Source organism: Paenibacillus sp. YN15 (assembly GCF_003285005.1).
Taxonomy (GTDB): Bacteria; Bacillota; Bacilli; order Paenibacillales; family NBRC-103111; genus Paenibacillus_AR.
This window is the reverse complement of the sequence record NZ_QMFA01000009.1, coordinates 38,519-60,629: the sequence shown is the minus strand read 5'-3', so window position 1 is coordinate 60,629 and position 22,111 is coordinate 38,519. Positions and strand designations below refer to the sequence as shown.

General features: G+C 53.0%; 23 protein-coding genes and 1 pseudogene. 4 read left to right on the top strand and 20 right to left on the bottom strand.

Translation table 11 applies throughout. The features are described 5' to 3' along the window. Positions 1–31: 31 nt before the first annotated feature. The 4 genes from DQG13_RS10010 to DQG13_RS09995 form a co-directional block, all read right to left on the bottom strand. Positions 32–718: a hypothetical protein gene (locus tag DQG13_RS10010; RefSeq protein ID WP_146767133.1), complete on the bottom strand. Its 687-nt coding sequence runs from the start codon at positions 716–718 to the stop codon at positions 32–34. Positions 719–832: 114 nt separating this feature from the next. Beyond that, the gene (locus DQG13_RS10005; protein WP_113019615.1) at positions 833–2,317 is read right to left on the bottom strand and encodes a sensor histidine kinase; all 1,485 of its coding nucleotides are present in this window, start codon (positions 2,315–2,317) and stop codon (positions 833–835) included. Then, on the bottom strand, positions 2,314–3,042 hold the full coding sequence (locus DQG13_RS10000; RefSeq protein ID WP_113019614.1) for a response regulator transcription factor: 729 nt from the start codon (positions 3,040–3,042) through the stop codon (positions 2,314–2,316). The genes DQG13_RS10005 and DQG13_RS10000 overlap by 4 nt, the downstream gene beginning before the upstream one ends. Continuing rightward, a complete protein-coding gene (locus DQG13_RS09995) occupies positions 3,039–3,611 on the bottom strand; it encodes a DUF309 domain-containing protein (protein WP_113019613.1) in 573 nt (190 codons plus the stop codon). Before DQG13_RS09995 ends, DQG13_RS10000 begins: the two co-directional genes overlap by 4 nt. Positions 3,612–3,823: 212 nt before the next feature. Here DQG13_RS09995 and DQG13_RS09990 point away from each other — a divergent pair, with 212 nt between their 5' ends. Continuing rightward, the gene (locus DQG13_RS09990; RefSeq protein WP_258525604.1) at positions 3,824–5,743 is read left to right on the top strand and encodes a glycosyl hydrolase family 18 protein; all 1,920 of its coding nucleotides are present in this window, start codon (positions 3,824–3,826) and stop codon (positions 5,741–5,743) included. A gap of 150 nt (positions 5,744–5,893) precedes the next feature. Next, positions 5,894–6,484 carry a methyltransferase family protein gene (locus tag DQG13_RS09985; protein ID WP_181592676.1) on the top strand — a complete coding sequence of 197 codons (591 nt, stop codon included), beginning with the start codon at positions 5,894–5,896 and terminating at the stop codon, positions 6,482–6,484. A gap of 82 nt (positions 6,485–6,566) precedes the next feature. On the opposite strand, the gene DQG13_RS09980 is transcribed toward DQG13_RS09985, so the two are convergent. Further along, the gene (locus DQG13_RS09980) at positions 6,567–8,633 is read right to left on the bottom strand and encodes a thioredoxin domain-containing protein (protein WP_113019611.1); all 2,067 of its coding nucleotides are present in this window, start codon (positions 8,631–8,633) and stop codon (positions 6,567–6,569) included. A 141-nt stretch (positions 8,634–8,774) separates the two neighbouring features. After that, complete coding sequence (locus DQG13_RS09975; protein ID WP_113019610.1) at positions 8,775–9,104, bottom strand: winged helix-turn-helix transcriptional regulator; 330 nt, start codon at positions 9,102–9,104, stop codon at positions 8,775–8,777. A 128-nt stretch (positions 9,105–9,232) separates the two neighbouring features. Here DQG13_RS09975 and DQG13_RS09970 point away from each other — a divergent pair, with 128 nt between their 5' ends. Then, complete coding sequence (locus DQG13_RS09970) at positions 9,233–9,550, top strand: cupin domain-containing protein (RefSeq protein WP_113019609.1); 318 nt, start codon at positions 9,233–9,235, stop codon at positions 9,548–9,550. 14 nt (positions 9,551–9,564) lie between these two features. Continuing rightward, the gene (locus tag DQG13_RS09965; RefSeq protein ID WP_113019608.1) at positions 9,565–9,945 is read left to right on the top strand and encodes a VOC family protein; all 381 of its coding nucleotides are present in this window, start codon (positions 9,565–9,567) and stop codon (positions 9,943–9,945) included. 226 nt (positions 9,946–10,171) lie between these two features. Here the strand turns inward: DQG13_RS09965 and DQG13_RS09960 are convergent, their stop codons facing one another. The 14 genes and pseudogenes from DQG13_RS09960 to uxuA form a co-directional block, all read right to left on the bottom strand. Further along, entirely contained in the window at positions 10,172–10,891 is a 720-nt protein-coding gene (locus tag DQG13_RS09960; protein WP_113019607.1) for a glycosyltransferase family 2 protein, read from the bottom strand. 206 nt (positions 10,892–11,097) lie between these two features. Next, positions 11,098–12,285 carry an MFS transporter gene (locus DQG13_RS09955; protein ID WP_113019606.1) on the bottom strand — a complete coding sequence of 396 codons (1,188 nt, stop codon included), beginning with the start codon at positions 12,283–12,285 and terminating at the stop codon, positions 11,098–11,100. Positions 12,286–12,344: 59 nt separating this feature from the next. Continuing rightward, entirely contained in the window at positions 12,345–13,142 is a 798-nt protein-coding gene (locus tag DQG13_RS09950; RefSeq protein WP_113019605.1) for an ROK family protein, read from the bottom strand. A 282-nt stretch (positions 13,143–13,424) separates the two neighbouring features. After that, positions 13,425–13,532, bottom strand: a pseudogene (locus DQG13_RS31480) (hypothetical protein); the annotation flags it as partial. Between the two features lie 202 nt (positions 13,533–13,734). Further along, positions 13,735–13,875: a DUF6809 family protein gene (locus DQG13_RS31860; RefSeq protein ID WP_397333958.1), complete on the bottom strand. Its 141-nt coding sequence runs from the start codon at positions 13,873–13,875 to the stop codon at positions 13,735–13,737. A gap of 38 nt (positions 13,876–13,913) precedes the next feature. Beyond that, on the bottom strand, positions 13,914–14,027 hold the full coding sequence (locus tag DQG13_RS31855) for a DUF6809 family protein (protein ID WP_397333957.1): 114 nt from the start codon (positions 14,025–14,027) through the stop codon (positions 13,914–13,916). A gap of 210 nt (positions 14,028–14,237) precedes the next feature. Then, positions 14,238–14,558 (bottom strand): type II toxin-antitoxin system RelE/ParE family toxin, encoded by a 321-nt coding sequence (locus tag DQG13_RS09940; protein WP_113019604.1) that lies wholly within the window; start codon positions 14,556–14,558, stop codon positions 14,238–14,240. After that, the gene (locus DQG13_RS09935) at positions 14,536–14,826 is read right to left on the bottom strand and encodes a type II toxin-antitoxin system Phd/YefM family antitoxin (RefSeq protein WP_113019700.1); all 291 of its coding nucleotides are present in this window, start codon (positions 14,824–14,826) and stop codon (positions 14,536–14,538) included. Before DQG13_RS09935 ends, DQG13_RS09940 begins: the two co-directional genes overlap by 23 nt. Positions 14,827–15,232: 406 nt before the next feature. Further along, positions 15,233–15,502, bottom strand: coding sequence for a hypothetical protein (locus DQG13_RS09930; protein WP_113019603.1), 270 nt, complete (start codon positions 15,500–15,502; stop codon positions 15,233–15,235). A 195-nt stretch (positions 15,503–15,697) separates the two neighbouring features. Continuing rightward, positions 15,698–17,254 carry an ABC-F family ATP-binding cassette domain-containing protein gene (locus tag DQG13_RS09925; protein WP_113019602.1) on the bottom strand — a complete coding sequence of 519 codons (1,557 nt, stop codon included), beginning with the start codon at positions 17,252–17,254 and terminating at the stop codon, positions 15,698–15,700. Between the two features lie 223 nt (positions 17,255–17,477). Next, positions 17,478–18,341, bottom strand: a complete 864-nt coding sequence (locus DQG13_RS09920; RefSeq protein WP_113019601.1) for a stalk domain-containing protein — start codon at positions 18,339–18,341, stop codon at positions 17,478–17,480. A gap of 255 nt (positions 18,342–18,596) precedes the next feature. Then, entirely contained in the window at positions 18,597–19,163 is a 567-nt protein-coding gene (locus tag DQG13_RS09915) for a GDSL-type esterase/lipase family protein (protein WP_113019600.1), read from the bottom strand. 241 nt (positions 19,164–19,404) lie between these two features. Further along, entirely contained in the window at positions 19,405–21,012 is a 1,608-nt protein-coding gene (locus DQG13_RS09910; RefSeq protein ID WP_113019599.1) for a mannitol dehydrogenase family protein, read from the bottom strand. 1 nt (position 21,013) lies between these two features. Then, the gene (gene uxuA, locus DQG13_RS09905; RefSeq protein ID WP_113019598.1) at positions 21,014–22,090 is read right to left on the bottom strand and encodes a mannonate dehydratase; all 1,077 of its coding nucleotides are present in this window, start codon (positions 22,088–22,090) and stop codon (positions 21,014–21,016) included. Positions 22,091–22,111: the final 21 nt, after the last annotated feature.

The following is a 22,111-nucleotide window of genomic DNA, read 5'->3' as shown; positions in this document are numbered from 1 at the left end:
AACCACCGCGATTGTCCGTCATGTCCAATTGTCAAAGCTCGATCTTTTGTTCCAGCCGCTCCATAAGCAGCTGCTCCACATTCTTTTCCCCGGCCGCCCAGCCTCCCGGGTCAGCGCCATCCGGGCTGCGGGAAATCGAGGCGCCGGGTGAACCCGATGCTTCCGGTGCAGGGCGGTCCGGCCGGGCCTCATCCGCCCGGTGCAGGTGCATCCAATCCTGCTTCCATTGCTGCCATTCCTCATCCGTAAGACCGCCATCCCTGCCGCTTTCGGGAGGTTTGCCTGCTTCGGGAGCCGCCCCCCGATTGGCCCAACGGGTGTAAAAAGCCATCTGCTCATCGCCGAAAAGACGCAGGATCGCTTTTTTATCATCCTCGTTCATGGTTCCTTTTTCCACATTCTGTCTGACTAAGGGCAGCACCGCCTCCGCTTGCATTTTGGTCAGGGTTGTCTTCGGTTTGTCATCCATTTCCAACAGAAAATGAAAGAACTGGACCATATCCGCTTCCGGCAGGCTTTGAATCGGCTCAAGGGCTGATGACGTAGCCGAAGCTCCGGAAGGGGACGGATATACGGCCTGGGCAAGCCGGGATTCCGTTTGGCTCGCACAGCCGACCACCGCAAGCAGTCCGCAGACAGCCAAAACGAGAAGGCAAACAGGTTTTATGTAGCTGTTCCTCCGCACATCCGGCCCCCCTTGTCCTCCAGTTTCAACCAAGACAAATCTCCTTCGAATACAGCATTTTCGCAAAAAAATCCTGACGATACCGTCAGGATAGCGGACAACTTTGAAGCAGGTATGCATGATTTGTAAAAAAGATGTGAAATAAAATCATGAATGGCCGGCCAAGGGAAAACGCAGCGTAAATACGGTTCCCGCCCCCAAGGCGCTATTCACCGCAATATGCCCGTCCATACCGTTGACCAGATGCTTGGCGATGGTAAGCCCCAGTCCGGTCCCGCCCCCGTCCTTGCCTGCGCGGGAAGGGTCCGCCTTGTAGAAGCGCTCCCAGATCCGCTTGATCTCCTCCTCTGTCATTCCCTTGCCGGTGTCGGCCACGCTGACCTCGAATTCCCCGGCCCAAACCCGCATTTGCACCGTAATGCGCTTGCCCTCCGGGGTAAACTTGATGGCATTATGCAGCAGGTTGTTGAGAATCTGGGCATACCGGTCCGGGTCCAATCTGACCAGCGCCCGGCGCTCCTCCTCCGCCTCCGGCTCCCGCACCTCCAGCACCAGACCCTTGGCTTTGACGGTGGGCGCGATCAATTCCAGCACCTCACGGGTTTTCTTCATAACCGGCACCGGCTCGAAGCGGTATACATCCGACCCGTTCTGAATCCGCGCCAGATCCAGCAGCTCGTCCACCAGCCGTCCCAGCCGCTGCACCTCCATATCGCAAATATCCAGATAGCGGGCATGTTTGTCCGGGGGAATCACATTGTCCTTCATAGCCATAATCATGCCCCGCAAGGCCGTCAACGGCGAACGCAGCTCATGGGAGACATTAGCCAGAAACTCCTGCCGCGAACCCTCCCACCGTTCCATCTCTTCAATCATAATATTGAAGCTTTTGGCCACCTGGCCGATTTCATCATCTGAACCCTCCGGAACCCGAATGGCAAAATTCCGCTCCGCCACAGCCAGGGAGGCCCGGTTCATCTCCTGCAGAGGCCGCGCCAGCTTCCGGCTGATAATATACAAGATCAGGCCAACGGCTATAAGTGAGAAAATCAGCGGCACCCAGATATTCCACCGCACCGCATTGACCACATCGGTGATATCCTCTACCGGCGTATAGAAGAATGCCACTGTGGGCTCCCCGTTCAGTTGGAGGGGCATATAATAGATGAGAAAGCTGCTCCGCCGCTCCGGAGCCGGTTCGCCAGGCCCGTCTGGCCGCCCCGGCCCTCCAACCGGCAGATGCTCGACGAAGAAATCCCGGTTGTTGCTCAGGGCTTTGCTGAAGGCGCTTTGCAGCGTCTTGGGCAGGGTTTGCCCTTCCGTGGCCGGATCGGTGCTGTAAATAATCGCGCCCGTCTGATTCATGATCCAGATTTGGCCGTTGAAGCTGCGGGAGATAAGCCGCATGGAGATCCTGAGCTCCCGGCTGTAGAAGCTGCCCTCCTGATAGCTTTTGGCCACTTGCATCAAATCCGACGAACGGTCTACCAAGAGCTGCTTCTTGTCCTTATAGAACAAATCCGAGAAATAATTGCTCCAGAACACGGCCAGAGCCAGAAAAAACAAAATACATGTGGCCAAAAAGGACAAAAACAATTTCAGGTACAGGCTTTGCCGCAGCTTCCGGATCATACCCGCTCCACCTCGAAGGAATACCCGATTCCCCACAGGGTCTGGATGGTCCAGGCCGGATAAGCGCCCAGCTTCTTGCGGATATTCTTCACATGGGCGTCAACGGTGCGCGTGCCTCCGGCAAAGTCGAACTTCCAGACCTGCTCCAAAAGCTCCTCCCGGGTATACACTCTCCCCGGCGTGGACGCAATAAAATAGAGCAGCTCAATCTCCTTGGGAGTCAGCTCCACTCGTTCCCCGTCCACCGACACTTTATACTGCTCCAAATCCACCAGGAGCCCGGGGTATTCCAGCACCCGCCGTTCAGGCTGCTTGGCCTCCTTGCGGTGGTTCGGGCTTTTTACCCGCTTCAAAATCGCCTTCATCCGCGCCACCAGCTCATTGGGATCGAAGGGCTTCACCATATAGTCGTCCGCACCCAGATTGAACCCCCGCAGCTTGTCGATGGATTCTCCCTTGGCCGTCAGCATAATAATCGGCAGCTCATTCATCGGCTCGGGCAGCGCCCGGATGCCGCGGCACAGATCAAACCCGCTGATATCCGGCAGCATCACATCCAGCACCGCCAGATCGGGGCGCTCCTCCTCTACCGTTTTGACCACATCCTTGCCGGAATGCAGCACAATGGGCTTATACCCCACATGCTCCGCATACAGCCGGATGACCTCCACAATATTCGGCTCATCATCCACGATGAGAACTTTAATGCCCGAAACTCCGTTCATACGCCATCCCTCTCTGCCAAGTCCTGTCGGGTTTGCCTGCGGATTGCAAGCTGCCTGGCCCTTTCCGTCACCACATCCGCCCGGTCCCGGAGAAGATGCCGATGCACCAGCATATCCTCATTCAGGGGACTCAGCCTTCCCCATTGGCAGCCCCAGGCCTTGCACACATCCATCGCTTTACGCAGCAGCTCGCCGTTTATAAAAGGCAACGCCATATCCTGAAACCGCCGCTCCCCCGGCTGCTCCTGTTCCCGCGCCAATGAGGCGTACCGGGCCCGGAGCAGCTCCAGAAGCTTGCCGGGGTCAAGTCCCGCTATCTCCGGACTGACACGGGTCAGATGGAGAATGGCCTGCTCCAGCATCTTCCGTGCTCCGGGCAGATTGCCGCGGCGTTCATGATACAGGGATACCGCCACCTGAATAAGCCCATGCCAGACCTCCTTCAGCTGAGGGTCCTGCTCCTTTTTCCAGTGCTCCTCCAGAAGCTCATGGCATTCAAAATAATCCCTGGTCCCATGGAAATGTGCCAAATAAGTTACGTATGCGTCGGCATATCCAATATTCCCCATGTGCTCACCGTCCTATCCTGAAACCAATAACCCTATTTTAACAAAAGTACATCGTTTGCGAAACCGCATCAATTCTGTCTACCGGCCTTCATGTTTTCGCGGACGTAAGGAGTCTTTTTGCCAATGACAAAGAATTTCCAAATCTTCCTGCGCAACAAATCTATCAATCTACCGTTTAATAGAGTAGAAACTGGCAGAAAGAGGAGTGACGCATGAGGAATTGGATGTATAAAGGATTAGCTGTTTCATTGGCCTGCGCCATTGCCGTTCCCTTCCTGGCCCCCTCCCAGGGATATGCGGCGGACAAAACCACGAAATACCGGGTCTACCAGTTTGACCAGCCCGTCAAGGAATTTTCCGACTATGGGCAAGCGGTTGCTTACGCCCAATATTTCTATGCCAGCCGTGTGGAAGAAATCAGCACCGGGGCATGGAAGTGGGACAACTATCCCCGCTACCAGGTGTATCAATTGGGCTACGCCCTTCCCAACGGCGCTTTCCGCACGCTGGAGGAAGCCATTGCCGAAGCCTCCAAATGGGGAATATCCAGCATCCGCGACCTGCAGGGAAGCGGCTGGGTATGGAACAACTATCCCCGCTACCGGGTGTATCAGGGGGATAACACTCTGGATGGCTGGTCCTTCACCACTCTGAATGCGGCCATTGCCGAAGCCCGCAAGTGGGGTGGCGCTCATATCATCGACTTGTCGGATAACCACTGGGTATGGGACAACCTGAGCGCCAAGGAAAAGACGGAGCTTAGGAGTGGCCAGCCGGTTTATCAGGTCTACCAGGGAACCTACTCCCAGGACGGCTGGCGTTTTGCCTATCTGGAGGATGCGGTAAACGAAGCTCTGAAATGGGGCGGCTCGCAGATTGTCCGCATTTCAGACAAGAAAACCGTCTTTACTAACTTCAAGGAATACAAGGTGTATCAGAACGAAACTTTCCTGGACGAGTTTGTCAGCCTGGATGAAGCGGCAGATTACGCCCGGTTGTGGGGGCATTCCTCCATCCGATTGAACGGCAACATTATCTGGAATAATTATCCAACCTATACTGTATACCAGAACAGCAATCTGATCGGCGAATATAACAAGTTGAGCGACGCCTTGAGCTACGCCTCCTATTATGCTAATGCCTCCATCCGTAGCCGGGAAGGCATGAAATTTTGGAACAACTTCCGCACGCTTCAGGTATGGAGCTGGAACGGCTCCTCCGCCAAGAATACCATTGACACCCAGACCTCCAATCTGATGGGGCTCGATGTGGACTCACCCAGCTGGTTCACGTTGGAGGATGCGACGGGCAAGCTGAAGGATGCCTCCAGCAAGGAGACCGTGGAGCTTCTGCGCAGCCGCGGCTACCAGGTCCATCCCTTGGTCAGCAACCAGTTCGACAGCGCCCTGACCACCCAGTTCCTGGCGGACAAGGATGCCCAAGCCCGCTTCATCTCGGCATTGGTGGCCAAGTGCGCCCAGCTCCGGGTGGACGGGATCAACGTGGACTTTGAAAGCCTGAACGGCAAGGACCGGGCGGCCTTCACCACCTTTATCACCAATCTGACCGCTGCGGCCCATCAGCAAGGGCTCAAAATTTCCGTAGACCTGCCCCGCGGCAGCGTCAAGTGGAATCATCTCACCGCCTTCGATCATGAGAAGCTGGGCGGCATCGTGGATTATGTCATCACCATGACCTACGACCAGCACTATTCCGGCAGCACGGTGCCCGGCTCCGTTGCAGGACTGCAATGGGTGGAAGAAGGTATCGAAGAGTTCCTGTCCTACGGCATCCCCCGGGACAAGCTGATCCTGGGCATTCCCTTCTATGTGCGGGAGTGGACGCTGGATGCCAAGGGCGGACTTCTGGGGAACAAAGCCTTGTATTCCCGGGATTTGAAGGCCTTGATGGCATCGAGGCCTACCGTCTCCACCTGGGACAAAACCTTTAACCAATACAAGGTGGAGTACGTCGGGGATGACGGCAATAAGCGGGTCTTTTGGCTGGAAAATCAGGAAAGCGTGCAAGCCCGTCTGGAGCTGGCGAAAAAATATGACCTGGCGGGCGTAGCAGCCTGGCGGCTCGGCCAGGAAGACCCAGCCTTCTGGGAAACCATTCTGCAGAATAAATAACCATCCGTCCGGAATAGAACCGCATCGTTCATTTTTTGGCGAAAGCCATACAGCCCATCATTGGCGGAGGGAACGCTCAAGCTTAACAAGCGCGTTTTTCCCCATGATGGGCTGTTCTATGTTATGGGAATGGAGGAAGCAGACAAACTCATGATCCATGAAATTGCAGCTGTAATCTGCATGACCCTGTTTTACCTGGCTTACTTCTATAAGCAGGTGCTGCTTGCCAAACAAGGCATCCGCACCAACCGGCTGGCCAGAGGGCAAAAACCGGTGAAAACCATGCGGGTGGAAATGGCCGTGCTGGCGGCCACCTACGGAATGGCCGTCATTCAGTACGGCAGCTCCGGATTGTCCCGCTATCTCGTTGGCATTCCTTTGCCAAAGGATGTCCGGTCCACCGGGGTATTCCTGATGGTGATCGGCGTCGCCTTTTTCATCGCCGCTCTCGCCACTATGAAGGATAACTGGCGGGCAGGCGTGGAGGAAAACCAGCAAACCGTCATGGTCATTCAAGGCGTGTACCGGATCAGCCGGAATCCCGCCTTCGTCGGCTTTGACCTCTTGTATCTGGGCAGCGCGCTGGCCATGCCGAATGTGGTCATCTTCCTTGCCGCCATATGCTGCATCCTGATCCTCCATCTGCAAATCCTCCAGGAGGAAAAGCTCCTGCCCGGCCTGTTCGGATCGGCCTACCTGGACTACAAAAAGCATACCCCGCGGTATTTGCTGTTTTTTTAGGGCTTTGGCGGCCTCATGATGTTCCCTCTCCGGCAAAAAGGCCCCAAGTGGCTTTTTTATGCGGCATTCCTGGAGAAAGAACTTACGGAGCCTGCAGAAGCTGCTGCGGATCGGTTACCGGAGCCTGGCAGGCGAAGTTCTCGCAGATGTACACGGCGGCTTTGCCTGCAACCGGGTCCTTCCCGGCTGTCAGCGGGAGAAGGGCTTCCGCTTCATGCGCCTCCCCTGCGGGATGAAGCATCAAGGCGGTATCCGGCCGGTAGGCTTGCCGCAATACTGCTGCCAATGCCTCCGTATCCGCGGCGCCTGCCGCTCCGGCCACTACGGCTTCCCGTCCCGGGTAGAGGTGAAGATCGGCTGCCAGCAGATACATGGCAAAGCCGGGGGGATACCCCATCACCGTGCCGGCAAAGGCAGTGAGCTGGGCCTCTGCCCGTTTCGTCAGAGCCTCCGCGTCTGTAAGCCGGGCCAAGCGGACCAGGTTCTGGGCCGCCACGGAGTTGCCGGAGGGCATCGCCCCGTCATACAGCTCCTTGGGCCGGGCGAACAGCTCCTCCCCATCTGTTCCATTGAAGAACAGCCCTCCCTCCTCCCCGTCCCAAAACAGCCTCAGCATCTCCTCATTCAATTCCAATGCATCCTTGAGATAGTCCAGCCTGAAGGTGGCTTCATACAGCTCGATCAGCCCCCACACTAAAAAAGCATAATCGTCCACATACCCAAGATAAGCCGCCTCTCCATCCCGGTACCGGGCCAACAGACGCCCGTCCTCTCGCCGGAGCTTGGCCTTCAGGAATGCCGCGGCATGTTCCGCAGCCTCCGCATATTCCTTGCGGTTTAAGGCCTTGGCTCCCTTGGATAGAGCCATAATCATCAACCCGTTCCACGCAGTGAGGATCTTGTCGTCCTTGTGGGGATGAATCCGCTTCTCCCGTTGCTGGAACAGCCTCCGGCGGCAGGCCTCCAGCCGCTCCTTCAGTTGGGCAGCGTCCAAACCTAGCTCCTCCGCCGCGTGCTCCAAGCTGCCGGTTTCGATCAGATTCGGGATGCTGTGCCCCTCGAAATTTCCCAGGGGAGTAATATCATAAACCCTGCAATAGAGGGCTCCGTCCTCTTCGCCCAGCACCTCGGCAATTTCCGGGGGAGACCATACATAAAAACGTCCCTCCTCCCCTTCCGAATCCGCATCCTCCGCCGAATAAAAGCCCCCCTCCGGAGAGGTCATATCCCGCAGCACGTAAGTGAAAATCTCTTCTACCACCTTGGCATACTCCGGTTTCCCGGTAATCTGGTAGGCTTCCGTGTAGGTCATAGCCAGGAGGGCGTTATCATAGAGCATCTTCTCAAAATGGGGCACCAGCCATTTCTCATCCGTGGAATACCGGGCAAAGCCAAAGCCCACATGGTCATAGAGGCCGCCGCGGTACATCGCCTGCAGGGTATGCTCCACCATTTCCAGAGCATAGGAATCCCCCGTCCGGTAATGGTACCGCAGCAGGAAAGACAGATTATGGGAGGAAGGGAACTTGGGCGCCCGGCCGAAGCCTCCGTATTGGGGTTCATAGTTCTTGCTGTACAGCTCATAGGCATGCTGAAGCAGCCCGGTGTGAACCTGGCCCTGGCTATGCTCGCCCAATTGCTGCCGGGTTTGCTCCGCCACCCGGGTGCCGATAGCCGCCATCCCTTCCGGGTCCGCCTCCCATTTCTCTGCCACCTGAGCCAGCAGCTCCATCAGACCCACCCGGCCATACTTCCGGCGTTTGGGAAAATACGTCCCGGCAAAAAAAGGCGTCCGGTCCGGCGCCAGCAGCACCGTCAACGGCCACCCGCCCTGCCCGGTCATGGCCTGGCACACCGACATGTACACATGATCCACATCGGGCCGCTCCTCCCGGTCCACCTTCACCGCAACAAAATGCGCATTCAGCAGCCCCGCCACTTCCTCATCCTCAAAGGACTCCCGTTCCATAACGTGACACCAGTGACAGGTGGAATAGCCAATGGACAGGAAAACAGGCTTGTTCTCCTGCTTGGCTTTGTCAAAAGCCTCCTCCGACCAAGGAAACCAATCCACCGGATTGTGAGCATGTTGCAGCAAATACGGCGACTTTTCCTTGGCTAATCTATTGGGTACGTGTTGAGTGGTCATGGGCATCACCTCCCTTTAAATTAATCAAGGATATTTTACCCAAAAAAGAACCTTCCATGATCGAGTTTGCACATGAAGTTCTGCTGTCAGCTTCCTGCAACCATTTGCGTATTTTCTATAAAACTATATCTCCTTGCAGTTTTACTGCCCCTGGCCGCTCCGCTTCATATGCTCCTTTCCCCACATGTTCATTTCCTCCAATATGGGCTTTAACGATTGTCCCAGCTCCGTAAGATCATATTCTACCCTGGGTGGCACCTCCGGATAGACAGTCCGCTGAATGATTCCGTCGTGCTCCAGTTGCCGGAGCTGTTGGGTCAGCATTTTTTGGCTTATACCGCTGATTCCCTTGCTGAGCTCACTGAATCGTTGCGTGCCTTGGTTAAACAAATTCCTTAGAATCAGCACCTTCCACTTATGTCCAATCAAATTCACGGTATGCTCGATGGGGCAAGATTGATCACAAGGCATGTTATTGGCTCCTAACCATCATGATGTCCATTACTTACTTTTTGGTCAGTATAGCACAAAATAGTGCCTTCTTGCGAAAAGTAAGTATTGGCCTTATCGTAGATTCCAACAGAGAGGAGGTGTGCAGCTTGAAAAAAAGCAATATCGAAAACATGCTTGATTTCGCCAATAACAAAAGCTCCCGCAAAGCCATTTTGAAAGAGGGGCTGCTGGATACAGGACTGTTGCTCTATACGCCGGGACAATCCACACCGGATCATAAGCACGCGGATATAGACGAAGTGTTTTATGTGGTTTCCGGCGAAGGGACGGTCAGGATCAATAATGAGGATTTCCTGCTGAAGGAAAAGGATATTCTTTTTTCACCCAACGGTGAGACTCACGGCTTCTATAACACCAGCCCTTCCAATTGGGTTGTGCTGCAGATCAAAGCAAAAATAAATTAAAGGAGGATGCCCCTATGTTTACGCGGATAGACCATGTTGCTTTTTCGGTGAAGGACCGGGCCAGATCCGTTGCCTTTTATGAGGAGAATTTCGGATTCAGGAAATACTTTGAACATGATGTACCCGGAATGCCGGAAATCGAAAAAGTGGTGTACCTTCAATTGGGAGATACCGTCCTGGAGATGGAGCAGTGGACCATCGAAACAGAGAACAAAGGCTACCACTTCTGCCTGATTAGCGATGATTTCGATGCGGATTATGCCAGGCTGGCGGCCGCCGGCATACCGGTCGTAAAGGAGCCTCATATCCCAAGCCCCAGAACACCGCAGGAGGTCGGCTGGAAAAGAGTCGTTTTCCAGGGACCCGATGGCGAGCTGATTGAATTCCGCGGCTAAAGTTGCAGAGCAGCGCTAAAAGAAGCCGATGGTTTAGAATCGGCTTCTTGCGCTTGCGTAAGCTTGATATCCGTAGTGTAGCTTGAGAAAAGCCGTCAGGATCATTATTACGGAATTTGCCAGCACATCCTCCAACTGCTCCAAGGTCTCAGACGGAGAAGCATAGCCAATTTTCTTCAGCCAGCTTTCATTGGAAGCATTCCCCGGCACCTCAGAGCTTCCAGTCTCAACGGCAATAACGGACGGCGATGGAACGGTAGCGGACCGTATGGGCAACCGGCTTGCTGCCTCTCAGATAGAAGCGGTCCGGCACCCTCCAGGTATGGCTCCTTTTATTTTCCCTGCGCATGTATACATAATTGTAAGGGGATGTGGCGTAGGTTTCATATCCCTTGTCGCGGCACTGCTTCAGGAACGCCACATCCTCCCCCAGAGAACGATCGGGAAACCGCACCTGCCTGGACACTCGTCCGGTGAACAGTAATGTGCCACCCTGCACAAAATGCGCCTGCTTGTTCGCTTCGCCAGGCGACCGGATAATCAGCTTCTTGCTCGCTTCCAGGTACACGAGCGAGGCATGCTTGCCCACGATATCGCTTTTGGTGCGCCGCAGCGCCTTGACCTGCTCCCTCAAATAAAAGGGCGAATAGTAGTCATCATCATCGAACTTAGCGATTAGCGGCAGCCTGGCTTTGGCAATTCCACAGTTCAGGCATTGTCCCAATGAAATTTTCTCCGGCACCTGATACACGGAGATCCGGGGATAGGCGCGTATTTTGTTCCGGTATTGCCGCACATCCATGCTGTCCTTATTCAGGATGATAATCAATTCCTTATGGGCATACCGCTGATTCAGGAAATTTCTCAGGATGTTATGAAAAAACTGCGGGCGATTGGTGCATACAATAACCGATACTCCATTTGCCTTATCCGCTGATTTGCTCAAGCCGGTCCCTCCCCATTTATCATCCTTTCAATATATGCAAGTTGCGGCCAACAGAATCTGGACTGCCAGATAATAGGTCACAGACAATCCCAACCGTTCTAGTTGAGTGATTGCCGCTACATCAAAAACTGCCCCTTTTGAAGAACTGGAGATAACTCCTCCCCTTCATCAAGGACGGTTTTTATTTGACGCGCTATTGTTAAAAACTACTCCCTCGCCCCCACACCTCTGTCCTTCGCCAACGCGGCCAGGATCATGGTGCTGGCCAGCAGGCCTGTGCTGCAAATGAGCAGGACGTATGGCATCAGCGAGAAGGATACACGGGCGAAGATTTGCCCGAAGAGGGGCGGCATCAGGGTGGTGCCGGTGTAGGCGAAGGCCATTTGCAGGCCCATGGTGGCCTGGGCATTGGCTTTGCCGAAATAGACCGGGGTTTGGTGCAGCATGGACGGATAGATGGGGGCCAGCCCCAGCCCGATCATGATAAATGCGCCAATAGTTACCCAGGTGGGCAGCGGAAGCAGCATCAGGACAATCCCCGCGATAATGAGTACCGTTCCCAGGCGGATCAACGCTTCGTTGCTTGCTTTGATAGAGACGAAGCCGCTCAGCATCCGCCCGGCGGTAATGCCCAGGAAGAATAAGGAGACCCAGCCCGCCGCGTGTTCCGGCAGGATGTCTTTGACATTAACCAGGTAGCTGGCTCCCCACAGCATCATGGATGCCTCGATGGAGGTATACAGGAAGAAGGTCAGCATGGCGAAGACGGCCCCTTTTGCCCGCAGCGGCGCAAGCAGTCCCTGCTCTTGTTTGCCGGTAAGAGCTTCTTCCACGTGTCCGAGAGACGGAGTCTCGTACCTTTTCCACATGGGCAAGGAAAACAGCAGCAGCACTACCAGCGCGAACTGGATCAGAGAAATGGCGGAGTAGCCGTTTCTCCAATGATGTCCTCCCTGCACCAGCGCCGCCATCAGAACGGGCCCCAGCATGGCGCCCACTCCCCAGAAGCAGTGCAGCCAGTTCATATGCCTGGCCTCGTAATGCTCCGCTACAAATTCATTCAAGCCCGAATCCACCGCCCCTGCCCCCAGACCAAGAGGAACCGCCAGAGCCAGAAGCCAATAAAACGACGGCGATACAGAAAAGCCCAGCAGCGCCACAGCGGTCATGGCCACACTGACTACTGTCACCCTGCCGGTCCCGAAGCGCTGGATCAGCCGGTGGGAGAACAGGCTGGACACAATGGTGCCGCCGGAGATAATCATGGAGACAGAGCCCGCATAGCCTACGGGTACTCCAAATTCTTGGTTCATCATGGGCCAGGAGGACCCCAGCAGTGAATCCGGCAATCCCAAGCTAATAAACGCCAGATAGATTAAGGCCAGAAAAATCATGTATCATCGCCTGCTTTACTCAGAAGTTGTCTTTCTGCTTGGAGACTACGGTGCAGCTCCTAGTGATTCTTCCCGAACACATTCTGCTGATAAACGGAAACCGCCAGCTTTATAAGCCCGGCAATAATGTCCGTGTTCAGGTCACTGGTATAGTTCAGGGAAGGGAAGATATCCCGGACTGCCAAGGAGGGAATCTCCTGCCGGATGCTTTCCTGCACGGGCAGAGACAGAAAATCCCCATACAGCACCACCTGGTCCGGATTTAGGATTCCGCAGAGCATGCCGATCAGGCGGGTTATGGCGCTGCCGATTTCCACGGGATTCCCGTAATCCACTGCCAACCAGTCGATGCCCACTGTAACAGACGGCGTCTCCCTTTCCCGGCAATGGCCCAGCACCGCTGCGTTCACATCATTTTCCACAATCACTGGCAGATTATATTTCTCTTGAAAATGTGCTTGAAACGGGACTCCGACCAGTTCCTTATAGTCGTTGATGAGAATCCGGCCGTTATGTTCCACACCGGGCAGGGCAAAGGACATCACACGGATGGTTGGGTATTGGCGCAAATACGCCTCCACCACCGCTTCCAGGCTCGCCAGCTGGATGGTGTCGTAGCTCTGCCGTGTTTCCCAAACCACCTCGCCGTACAAATTGCCCACACAAGCCTGAATCGTATGCGCTCCATGCTGCACCCGGGCAGACACGGCCAGCACATGGGCATATTCAGCATTGAAGGTATAGGTTTGCGACGGTCTGCCGCCTGCGGAAGCAACCTGTTCCCCCAATAGCACCTCCCCGGTTTCCACAAGAGCGTTCAGGATATTTCCCACTGTGGCAAAGCTAAGGTCCGTCATGCGGGCCAAAGCCTTGTGGAGGTTTTGCAGGAGCACAGCGTCCAAAGGACGGTATACACATTGCTCTGCTTCAGATTCAGCGCATTCACGCCCATTCCGTTTCACCACCCAAGCTTAAGTTAATGTAGCCGCAGTATTATCTCGGGACTTATTATAAACCATATAATAAGTTATACAATAAGATTTTTTTCACAAAAAAATACCCCGACAGCTATTCAACGGTTGCAAGAACCATTGAAGCTGCAGGGTATCTCTGTATGCAAAGCTGCGCAAAAACAGCTTTTAAAACACCTTCGTCGTCCACGATTCGCAGTTCCAGGTTTCAGTGGCCACATCGCGGTAGAATTCCGGTTCATGGGAAATCAGCAGGATGCTGCCCTTCCATTGTTCCGTTTCCTTAGGAGTATTTTGATTAAAATGTCCTCTACTGCTTTCTTTCAGTCGTTGCCGCGGCACTCCCCTGTAACTCTATTATAATGTCATAGCCTGTTATGATGGAATTTAACTTTATCATTATATGACAAAATGCCTATATCGAACAGAAGCTTATTTTATATTGGTAATTTGTAGAGTGCAATATACATGCCGTATTTTATATTTTATTCCCCCCTTCCTCTTTCCCCGCAAAAACCTCGATCATCATTAAAGCCCCCACTTTGAAGCCCTCTACAAAGGATGCCGAATTGAGCATGGAGTGAGAGGTTCCATACAGGTCCAATACCTCCTCCAGCAATTTAAAATCGCTTTCGGAGAATGTCTTTTTACACGCCTCTATGGGGTGTTGGAGATTTCTCTGTTATTCCGGCGGTATTCAGGGTCAATGGGCATGATCGTTTCATCGGGATGCAATTTGCCTTCATACAAGTCAGCTAGAATACTTTTCATTTTTATCCTCCAAAGTCAATGGGAAAAATAAATCCATAATGTCATCATCACCTAAGTAAAAGTATACTTCATCCCGAAATCTCATATTGGCATTTATGCATTATTCGTATAAAGCTGTTACGAATCAAAACAAAAACCGCTCCTATGAAGGCTCGGAGATACTTCTCCCTTCATCAAGGAACGGTTTTTTTACAAATAAATAAAAACACCTTACTTTCCCGCCAGCCACCCGTAATCTTGTCTGCAATCCAGGATATAGTCCACATAAACAGTTTGATCCTTGATTTGATACAGAATCAAATACCACTTTTCTATATACATTTTGTGATACTTGTTCAGCGGAATATATTCTGCGTTCAGAAAAGGAAACCGTTCCGGCATATGGGACAAGGAACGAATGGCCTTCATCAAATCATTTTTGGTCCTTCGGGCGGCTTCAGGGCTTTTTTGGGCCAGAAACCGAACATGCCCAGCCAGCATCTGACGGGCACGGTCGGATACGATTACTTTATAAGGAGCCGTTGGTTCCATGCTCCACCTCGCCAATAAGATCGTCCAGATACGTATCCAGTTCATCCAGCGTCATACCCGTTCGTCCGGCCAAACGTTCTTCCTCCACGGCCAGCAGTTCTTCGCGCAGCTTCAGCATTTTCTCACGGCGGGTGAATGAAGCGATATCCATTACCACCAGATCGCCCTCGCCATTTTTGGTCAGGTACACAGGTTCTCCAGAAGATTTGCACAAGTCTGCAATTTCGTTATAATTTTGCCTAATACTCGCGGATGGTTTAATTTGCATCTGTTCAGCCGCCTTCCATAGCAATATTCTAACTACATTATATCCACATTCTACTATAGGATCAACTGCGTTCTGCTCAACAAATACCATAAGCTGGTCGTTGCTTGGCTGCTTCAGATACTTATTCAGAGCAGACTTCGTTAGCTTCACAGGCATTAAGCACCTCGCGATAATCCAAGTATATAAACAAACCCACTGCATCCTCAAAGGAATTGCAATAGGTCAGCTTTTGGATTCAATCCGTATTCCTCTGTATAAGCTTTGCTTATTATCGAATTGGAGAGTACAGCTTCTGTTTCAAGAATGAATTGAGATATGAAATCAAACGTTTCCTCAGGGGAAAATCGTTCGCTGCGAAACTGGGAGAGCTTGTATCTTACTGCCGGAGACCATAAAATTACGCGGTTTATGGTCGAAAGTCCTCGGGAGATAAGGATTTAAGCAACTCCGATGTGCTCATGCTTTTGCCAAGCTTGAATTCCTGTTTGCTTTGTTCAATCATGAATTTTAATTCCGGATTCGCCTCAACGTCGGCCTGAATGGACCGCTGCTCTTCCTCTTGCAAGACGAGTGTGAACTTTCCTTTACCTGGAATATGAAATTGGTACACAGAGTTATCGCGGCTCATATTCGATATGTTCTCCATCAACTCTTCCGGTGAATTGACCTTTTCCATGCGATGCCCCCCTTGTCATAAGCTTTTTCGCTGTTTTATCACCAGTATAACATACATCGCGCCGAATCCTGTAGAAGGTATAAACCATATAAAATAACATTTTTTTCATAAAAAAAATACCCTTACAGCCCTTCAATGGTGGAAAGAACCATTGAAGCTGCAGGGTATCTCTGTATGCGATGCATAAACCAGTTTTTAAAACACCTTCGTCGTCCACGATTCGCAGTTCCAGGTTTCGGTGGCTACGTCGCGGTAAAATTCCGGTTCATGGGAAATCAGCAGGATGCTGCCCTTATACGCCTTAAGCGCCCGTTTAAGCTCATCCTTGGCATCCACGTCCAAGTGGTTGGTAGGCTCGTCCAATACCAGCAGGTTGGTTTCCCGGTTAATCAGCTTGCAGAGGCGGACCTTGGCCTTTTCGCCGCCGCTTAATACCGCTACCTTGCTCTCAATATGCTTGGTGGTCAGCCCGCACTTGGCCAGCGCCGCCCTCACCTCGAATTGGGAGAAGGCCGGGAACTCCTGCCATACTTCCTCAATACAGGTGTTGTAGCTGGCATCCTTCATCTCCTGCTCGAAGTAGCCGATCTCCAGCAGATCGCCCAGTTGGACCGAACCGGAAATCGCCGGAATCTGGCCCAGAATGCTGCGCAGAAGGGTAGTTTTGCCGATGCCGTTGGCTCCGTAGAGGGCGATTTTTTGGCCCCGTTCCATGCGGAGATCGAGCGGTCTCGACAGCGGGGAGTCGTACCCGATAACCAGATCCTTCGCTTCAAACACCAGCTTGCCGGAGGTGCGGGCATCCTTAAAGTTGAACTGGGGCTTCGGTTTTTCCTTAGCCAACTCAATAACGTCCATCTTGTCCAGCTTCTTCTGCCGCGACATGGCCATATTCCGGGTCGCCACACTGGCCTTGTTCCGGGCCACAAAATCCTTCAGATCGGCAATTTCCTGCTGCTGGCGCTTGTAGGCAGATTCCAATTGCTGCTTTTTGGCCTCGTACACCTGCTGGAAGTAGTCGTAATCCCCGACATACCGGGTCAGTGCCTGATTTTCCATATGGTAGATCAGATTGATGACGCTGTTCAGAAACGGAATGTCATGGGAGATGAGGATGAAGGCATTCTCGTAGCTCTGCAAATACCGCTTCAGCCATTCAATATGCTGCTCGTCCAGATAGTTGGTGGGCTCGTCCAGCATCAGGATGTCGGGCTTTTCCAGAAGCAGCTTGGTCAACAGTACCTTGGTCCGCTGACCGCCGGAGAGGTCGTTGACGTCCTTGTCCAGACCAATATCGGTCAGGCCCAGGCCGCGGGCGGTTTCATCGATTTTGGCATCGATCAGGTAGAAATCCTGGTTGGTCAGAATGTCCTGAATGGTGCCCACATCCTCCAGCAGCTGCTTCAGTTCCTCCGGGGACACCTCACCCATCCGGCCGTACATATCGTTCATTTCCTGTTCCATATCGAATAAATATTGGAAAGCCCCGCGCAGTACATCCCGGATGCTCTGCCCCTTGGTCAGAACCGCGTGCTGGTCCAGATACCCTACCCGCGTGCGCTTGGCCCATTCAATCTTGCCGTCGTCCGGCTGGAGCTTGCCTGTGACAATATTCATGAAGGTGGATTTTCCCTCGCCGTTGGCGCCGATCAGACCAATATGCTCACCCTTCAGCAGCCGGAATGATACGTCATGGAAAATCGCGCGGTCTCCAAAACCGTGGCTCAGGTTTTCAACATTTAATATACTCATGGAGTGTAAACACCTTTTCCTTTATAAAATCTACTTGTCATATTATAAAGGGTTCTGCGCCACAACTCCACCCGAATTTTGAAAAGTTGCAGAAAAACCTGAAAAAGCAGCTTCGGATGGGCGAAGCTGCTTTGGCAGTATGTCCTGGTGCATGGATTTCGGACAAGTGGTTGTGCAGCAATCGTTCAACAAACTCTTTCTGCATTGCCAATATTATGTAGTTTTATTGCGAAAAGAACTTATGCATATATTGCAGATCGACAATGCTGAAGGATCTTCGCATAAGATCTCCATTATCGTCTTTTTGAAGCTGAACCATAATAATCCCGATCTCTCCCTTTTCATTCCAAAAATACATGGCGTAGTATCCTGGATGGTTTTCCACGGAATCTACAAAGAATACGGTGGTGAATGGAGAAAAAACGTATTGTCCAGTGCTGTTATAATCAGGAATGGCATCACGGATCATATTTTGAAGGAACTCCTTCACCTTGGAATCACTCACTCCGGACATAATGATCTCATACGATCCTTGATATTCTGGAGTCTCCTTCCAAAGCTTTTGGACATCTTCCTCTTGAATATACAAATCATGCGTGTTCTTCTCTCGGTACTTCAGAACGCCTGCCGTATTCACACCCATCCGGTTTAAATCCGTAACCCGATAATACGTTCCGTAATTTCCGGAGTCCCCATAAAACGTCAGTATCCCATAGTCTCTGCCCAGATATCTCATGAAAATAGGAGAAGGGCTTTTCATCTCAATTTCCTTATAATCCCCACTATCTTCTGGAATGGTTGGCTGTCCCGCATATCGGGAATTGACATAAGCTGTATTGGAGGAATTGTCCCAATTCACATCGGCGTTCAACAGACCGCTGATGTCCCGGATCGGCAGATAGCTGGTATCGTCATAAATCAGGATCGGCTTGTTCAGCTGTGCGGCCTTGCCGTCTACGATCAGCTTGAAATCGGGCCGGAGAAACGCGTCCACTCGCTCGATTCCGTTGGAGGCCGCGGCCCCTGCCGCAAAAGCTCCCGTTAACAGAAAGGCGAGTAAGGCAACCTTTTTCCGCTTGCTGTTCAAATCAAGTCCACCTCACTTTTGTTAATCTATCACATTACCTATATCGTCAAGTTGGGCCCAGAAATAAAGGCAAAATGTATCTTCCCCCCTTTATTCCACATCCAGTGAGGATAAACGCCTGTCATCGTCCTTTGACAACCTGCGTTTGTCAAAAAGTCGAGCCGCTTCCTCGATAGAAAAAAGCCTGCCTGATCGGCAAGCTTTCTGTTCGGTTTGACGTTTGAATCGGCCAGCCGGTTCAAAACCTATATTTGATTAATTCTCTCCCAGTTGAACCGCCTCCGCCATCAACCGGTTGCCTTCGGCGTTCAGGTGAAGACCGTCGCTGTATAGAGCCCTCTGTTCCCCTTCATAGGCTTCCAGCCGGCCGAAAAAATCCACAGTCTCTACCTTGAAAGCCTCGGCAAACGATAGAAGCTTCCGCCGCAGCTCGGCCAGCTCCAGATTCACCCGCCAGAAATCCGTAATCCCCGGCCAAAACGACTCCGCCATATCCGGGATAACGGGCGGCTCAATTCCCAAGATAGGCGTGATCCGGTAGTGACGGGCCTGATGAACCATGGTGGCCATATTGGAGCATGCCGAATCGGGAGAAACCCGGAGGATCAGATCGTTGATGCCTCCTGCAATGATAACGCGGGATGGCGCGGCATCGATCACATCCCGTTGGAAGCGGGACAGCATGCCTGCGGTGGAATCGCCATTGATCCCCTGGTTCAGAACCTCCACCCCCGGTCTTTCCCCAAGCAGCGCTGCCCAAGCCTCGTTTGCTTTGATTTTGAAGCCGCGGGTAAAGCTGTCGCCGATACACACTACTTTCATGGCCGTTCCCTCCGTTCATGTTTATCCCACCATAGGGCAAAACCCTGCGAAAGTAAAAACATCCCCCAAAAGCCATCCCTGCCGCTCAAAGAGCGGCATCATAAAAGGATGAAATTTTGGGGGAGATCCTCAAAGCGGCTCCGCCGGTCTCGAGGCTTCCATAACACCATCCAGCCTGCGGAGAGAATTCCACATACTTTTTGGGGGAACCCCTTACGACAGCGCACGCGCTCTTTTAAGGTCAGCTTACATATTTTTCGATGGTGCTGCGGACCGCGCCGGGGCCTGCCAGCATTTCGTGGAACATGCCTTCAATCTTGCCGGCCAAACCGGCTTCCTCCAGGGATACGCCGAAAATCTGCGCATTCGCCAGAATAGTCCGGACATCGGATGTCTTGTCCCCCAGGGATACTCCTGCAAGCTGCGCCTGCAGGTCGGCAAGCAGCGGGTCGGGGCTCAGGGTGAAGGGTTTGCCTTCATCATCCACACCCAGCAGATAACGGCACCACACCGCAATGGCCAGGGGGATAGCGGTCAAGGAAGCCGGATCAAGATCGTCGCGCTTCATATACGACTTAATGGTTTCCCCAAACCGGATGCCCACCTTCTGGGAGGTATCCGTGGCGATCCGCTGCGGCGTATCCGGAATGAACGGATTGGCAAACCGTTCGTGAATAACCTCATCCAGGAAGGTTTTTGGATCAAGGATGCCCGGGTTGACCACAACGGGCAGTCCTTCCTTGTAGCCGATAATCTCCACCAGCTTGCGCAGGGCAGGGTCCTTCATTTCATCGGCGATCAGGGTATAACCCAGGAGACAGCCAGACACGGCCAAAGCCGTATGCAGCGGGTTCAGACAGGTGGTAACCTTCATGGTCTCCACCTTGTTCACCGTATCCCGGTCGGTAAACATCACGCCTGCTTCCTCCAGAGACGGACGCCCGTTGGTGAAGCAGTCCTCAATGACCAGATATTCGCTGATCTCCGCATTGACAAAAGGCGCAGTATACGTGTTTTTGGAGGTGACCACCATATCCATGCCGCCGATGCCTTGAGCCAGCAGCGCCTCCTGCACCTTTTCCGAAGGACGGGGGGTAATCTTGTCGATCATGGACAGCGGGAAAGCAATCCGGCTCTCATCCTGCAGGTAGGCGGCAAAGCCCTCTTCCACCAGGCCGCGCTTGGCCCATTCCACAGCGACAGCAACCATGCTCTTCTTCAGCTTGTCGCCGTTATGGGAGCAGTTGTCCATGCTGACGAAGGTCATGGGATACTTGCCCTTGAGATAGCGTTTATAGGCCAATGCCGTAACCACGCTCATAATGTGGACTGCCTGCTCCGGGCCCTTCTCCAGATCCTGCTGCACGATGCCCAGATAAGCTCCGTCCGGACCGGTGATGGCATAGCCTTTTTCCGTAATGGTGAAGCTGGCCATTTGCAAGGAAGGAGTCTCGAAGATGGACACCAGGCGGTTAAATTCCCCTTCACGGCTGCGGTCTGCCGCAATGGCGTCCACAATGCTGGCTACCACCTTCTTCTGGAAGTCCCCCTTGGCGTTCATCAGCACCAGCAGGGTCAAATTGTCGCAAGGCTTGTACACCTTGTCGATCATCTCCAGATCGAACACCTCGGCGGCAATAATTCCCGTAGCGGCTTTGCCCTCATTCAGCAGCTTCTGGTGGGCATTGGCCACAAAGCCTCTAAAAATATTCCCCGCTCCAAAATGAACCCATTCCGGTTGGGCCGCGGTTTTGGCGGCTACCTCCTTGGGGTCAAACCGGGGCAGCTCCACACCTGCTGCTTCCCACTCCGCAGCATTGACCAGACTCGCCAGATTAAGCGTCAGCAATTTACTTCACTCCTTTGGTATTCTCCAGACTGTCCCAAACTCCCAACAAATACATAATACCCAATGCCCGGTCATACAGTCCATAGCCTGGACGGCAAGTTTTTTCCTCGCCCCACAAATGTCTGCCGTGGTCCGGCCGCACATACCACTTAAAGCCGTTTTCATGATAAGCCTTAACCACCTCGGGCACATCCACACTGCCGTCGCAGCCCCGGTGGGATACCTCGATAAAGTCGCCGTTTTCGAACACCTTCACATTGCGGATATGGGCAAAATAGATGCGGTCATGGAACTCCCGAATCATGGCCGGCAGATCGTTCTGCGGATTGGAGCCCAGGGAGCCGGTGCAGAAGGTCAGACCGTTATATGGATTATCCACGGCATCAAGAAGGCGGCGGATGGAATCCCGGCTGCGGACAATCCGCGGCAGACCGAAGATCGGCCAAGCGGGATCATCCGGGTGGATGGCCATGCGAATATCCGTCTCCTCGCAAACCGGCATCAGCCGATTGAGGAAATAGACCAGGTTTTCGAATAGCTTTTCTTCGGTAACACCGGCATATGCGGCGAACAGATCATCCAGCCGCGCCATCCGTTCCGGCTCCCAGCCTGGCATAGTAAAGTGTCCGGCCCCGGATAGAATCCGCTCCGCCATTTCCTTGGGATCATCGGTGATAGCCGCCTTTTCATAGAACAATGCATTGGAGCCGTCGGGCAGTTCCTTGTACAGATTCGTCCGCGTCCAGTCGAATACGGGCATGAAGTTGTAGCAAATGACCTTCACCCCCACCTTGGCCAGCTTGCGGATGGTGTCAATATAGATATCGATGTAATGGTCGCGGCTGGGCAGACCGATTTTGATGTCGTCATGGACATTGACGCTCTCCACCACTGCCGGGCTGAAGCCTTTGGCGACGATCTTGTCCGCCTCCGCCTGAATCCGCTCCATTTCCCAAACCTCGCCGGCCACCTTGTCATGCAAGGACCAGACAATTCCCATTACGCCGGGAATTTGCCGGACGTGATCCAATGTAATGGAATCGTTGCCTTCCCCATACCATCTCCAAGTCATGTTCATCTGCAGAAATCCTCCTAAGTA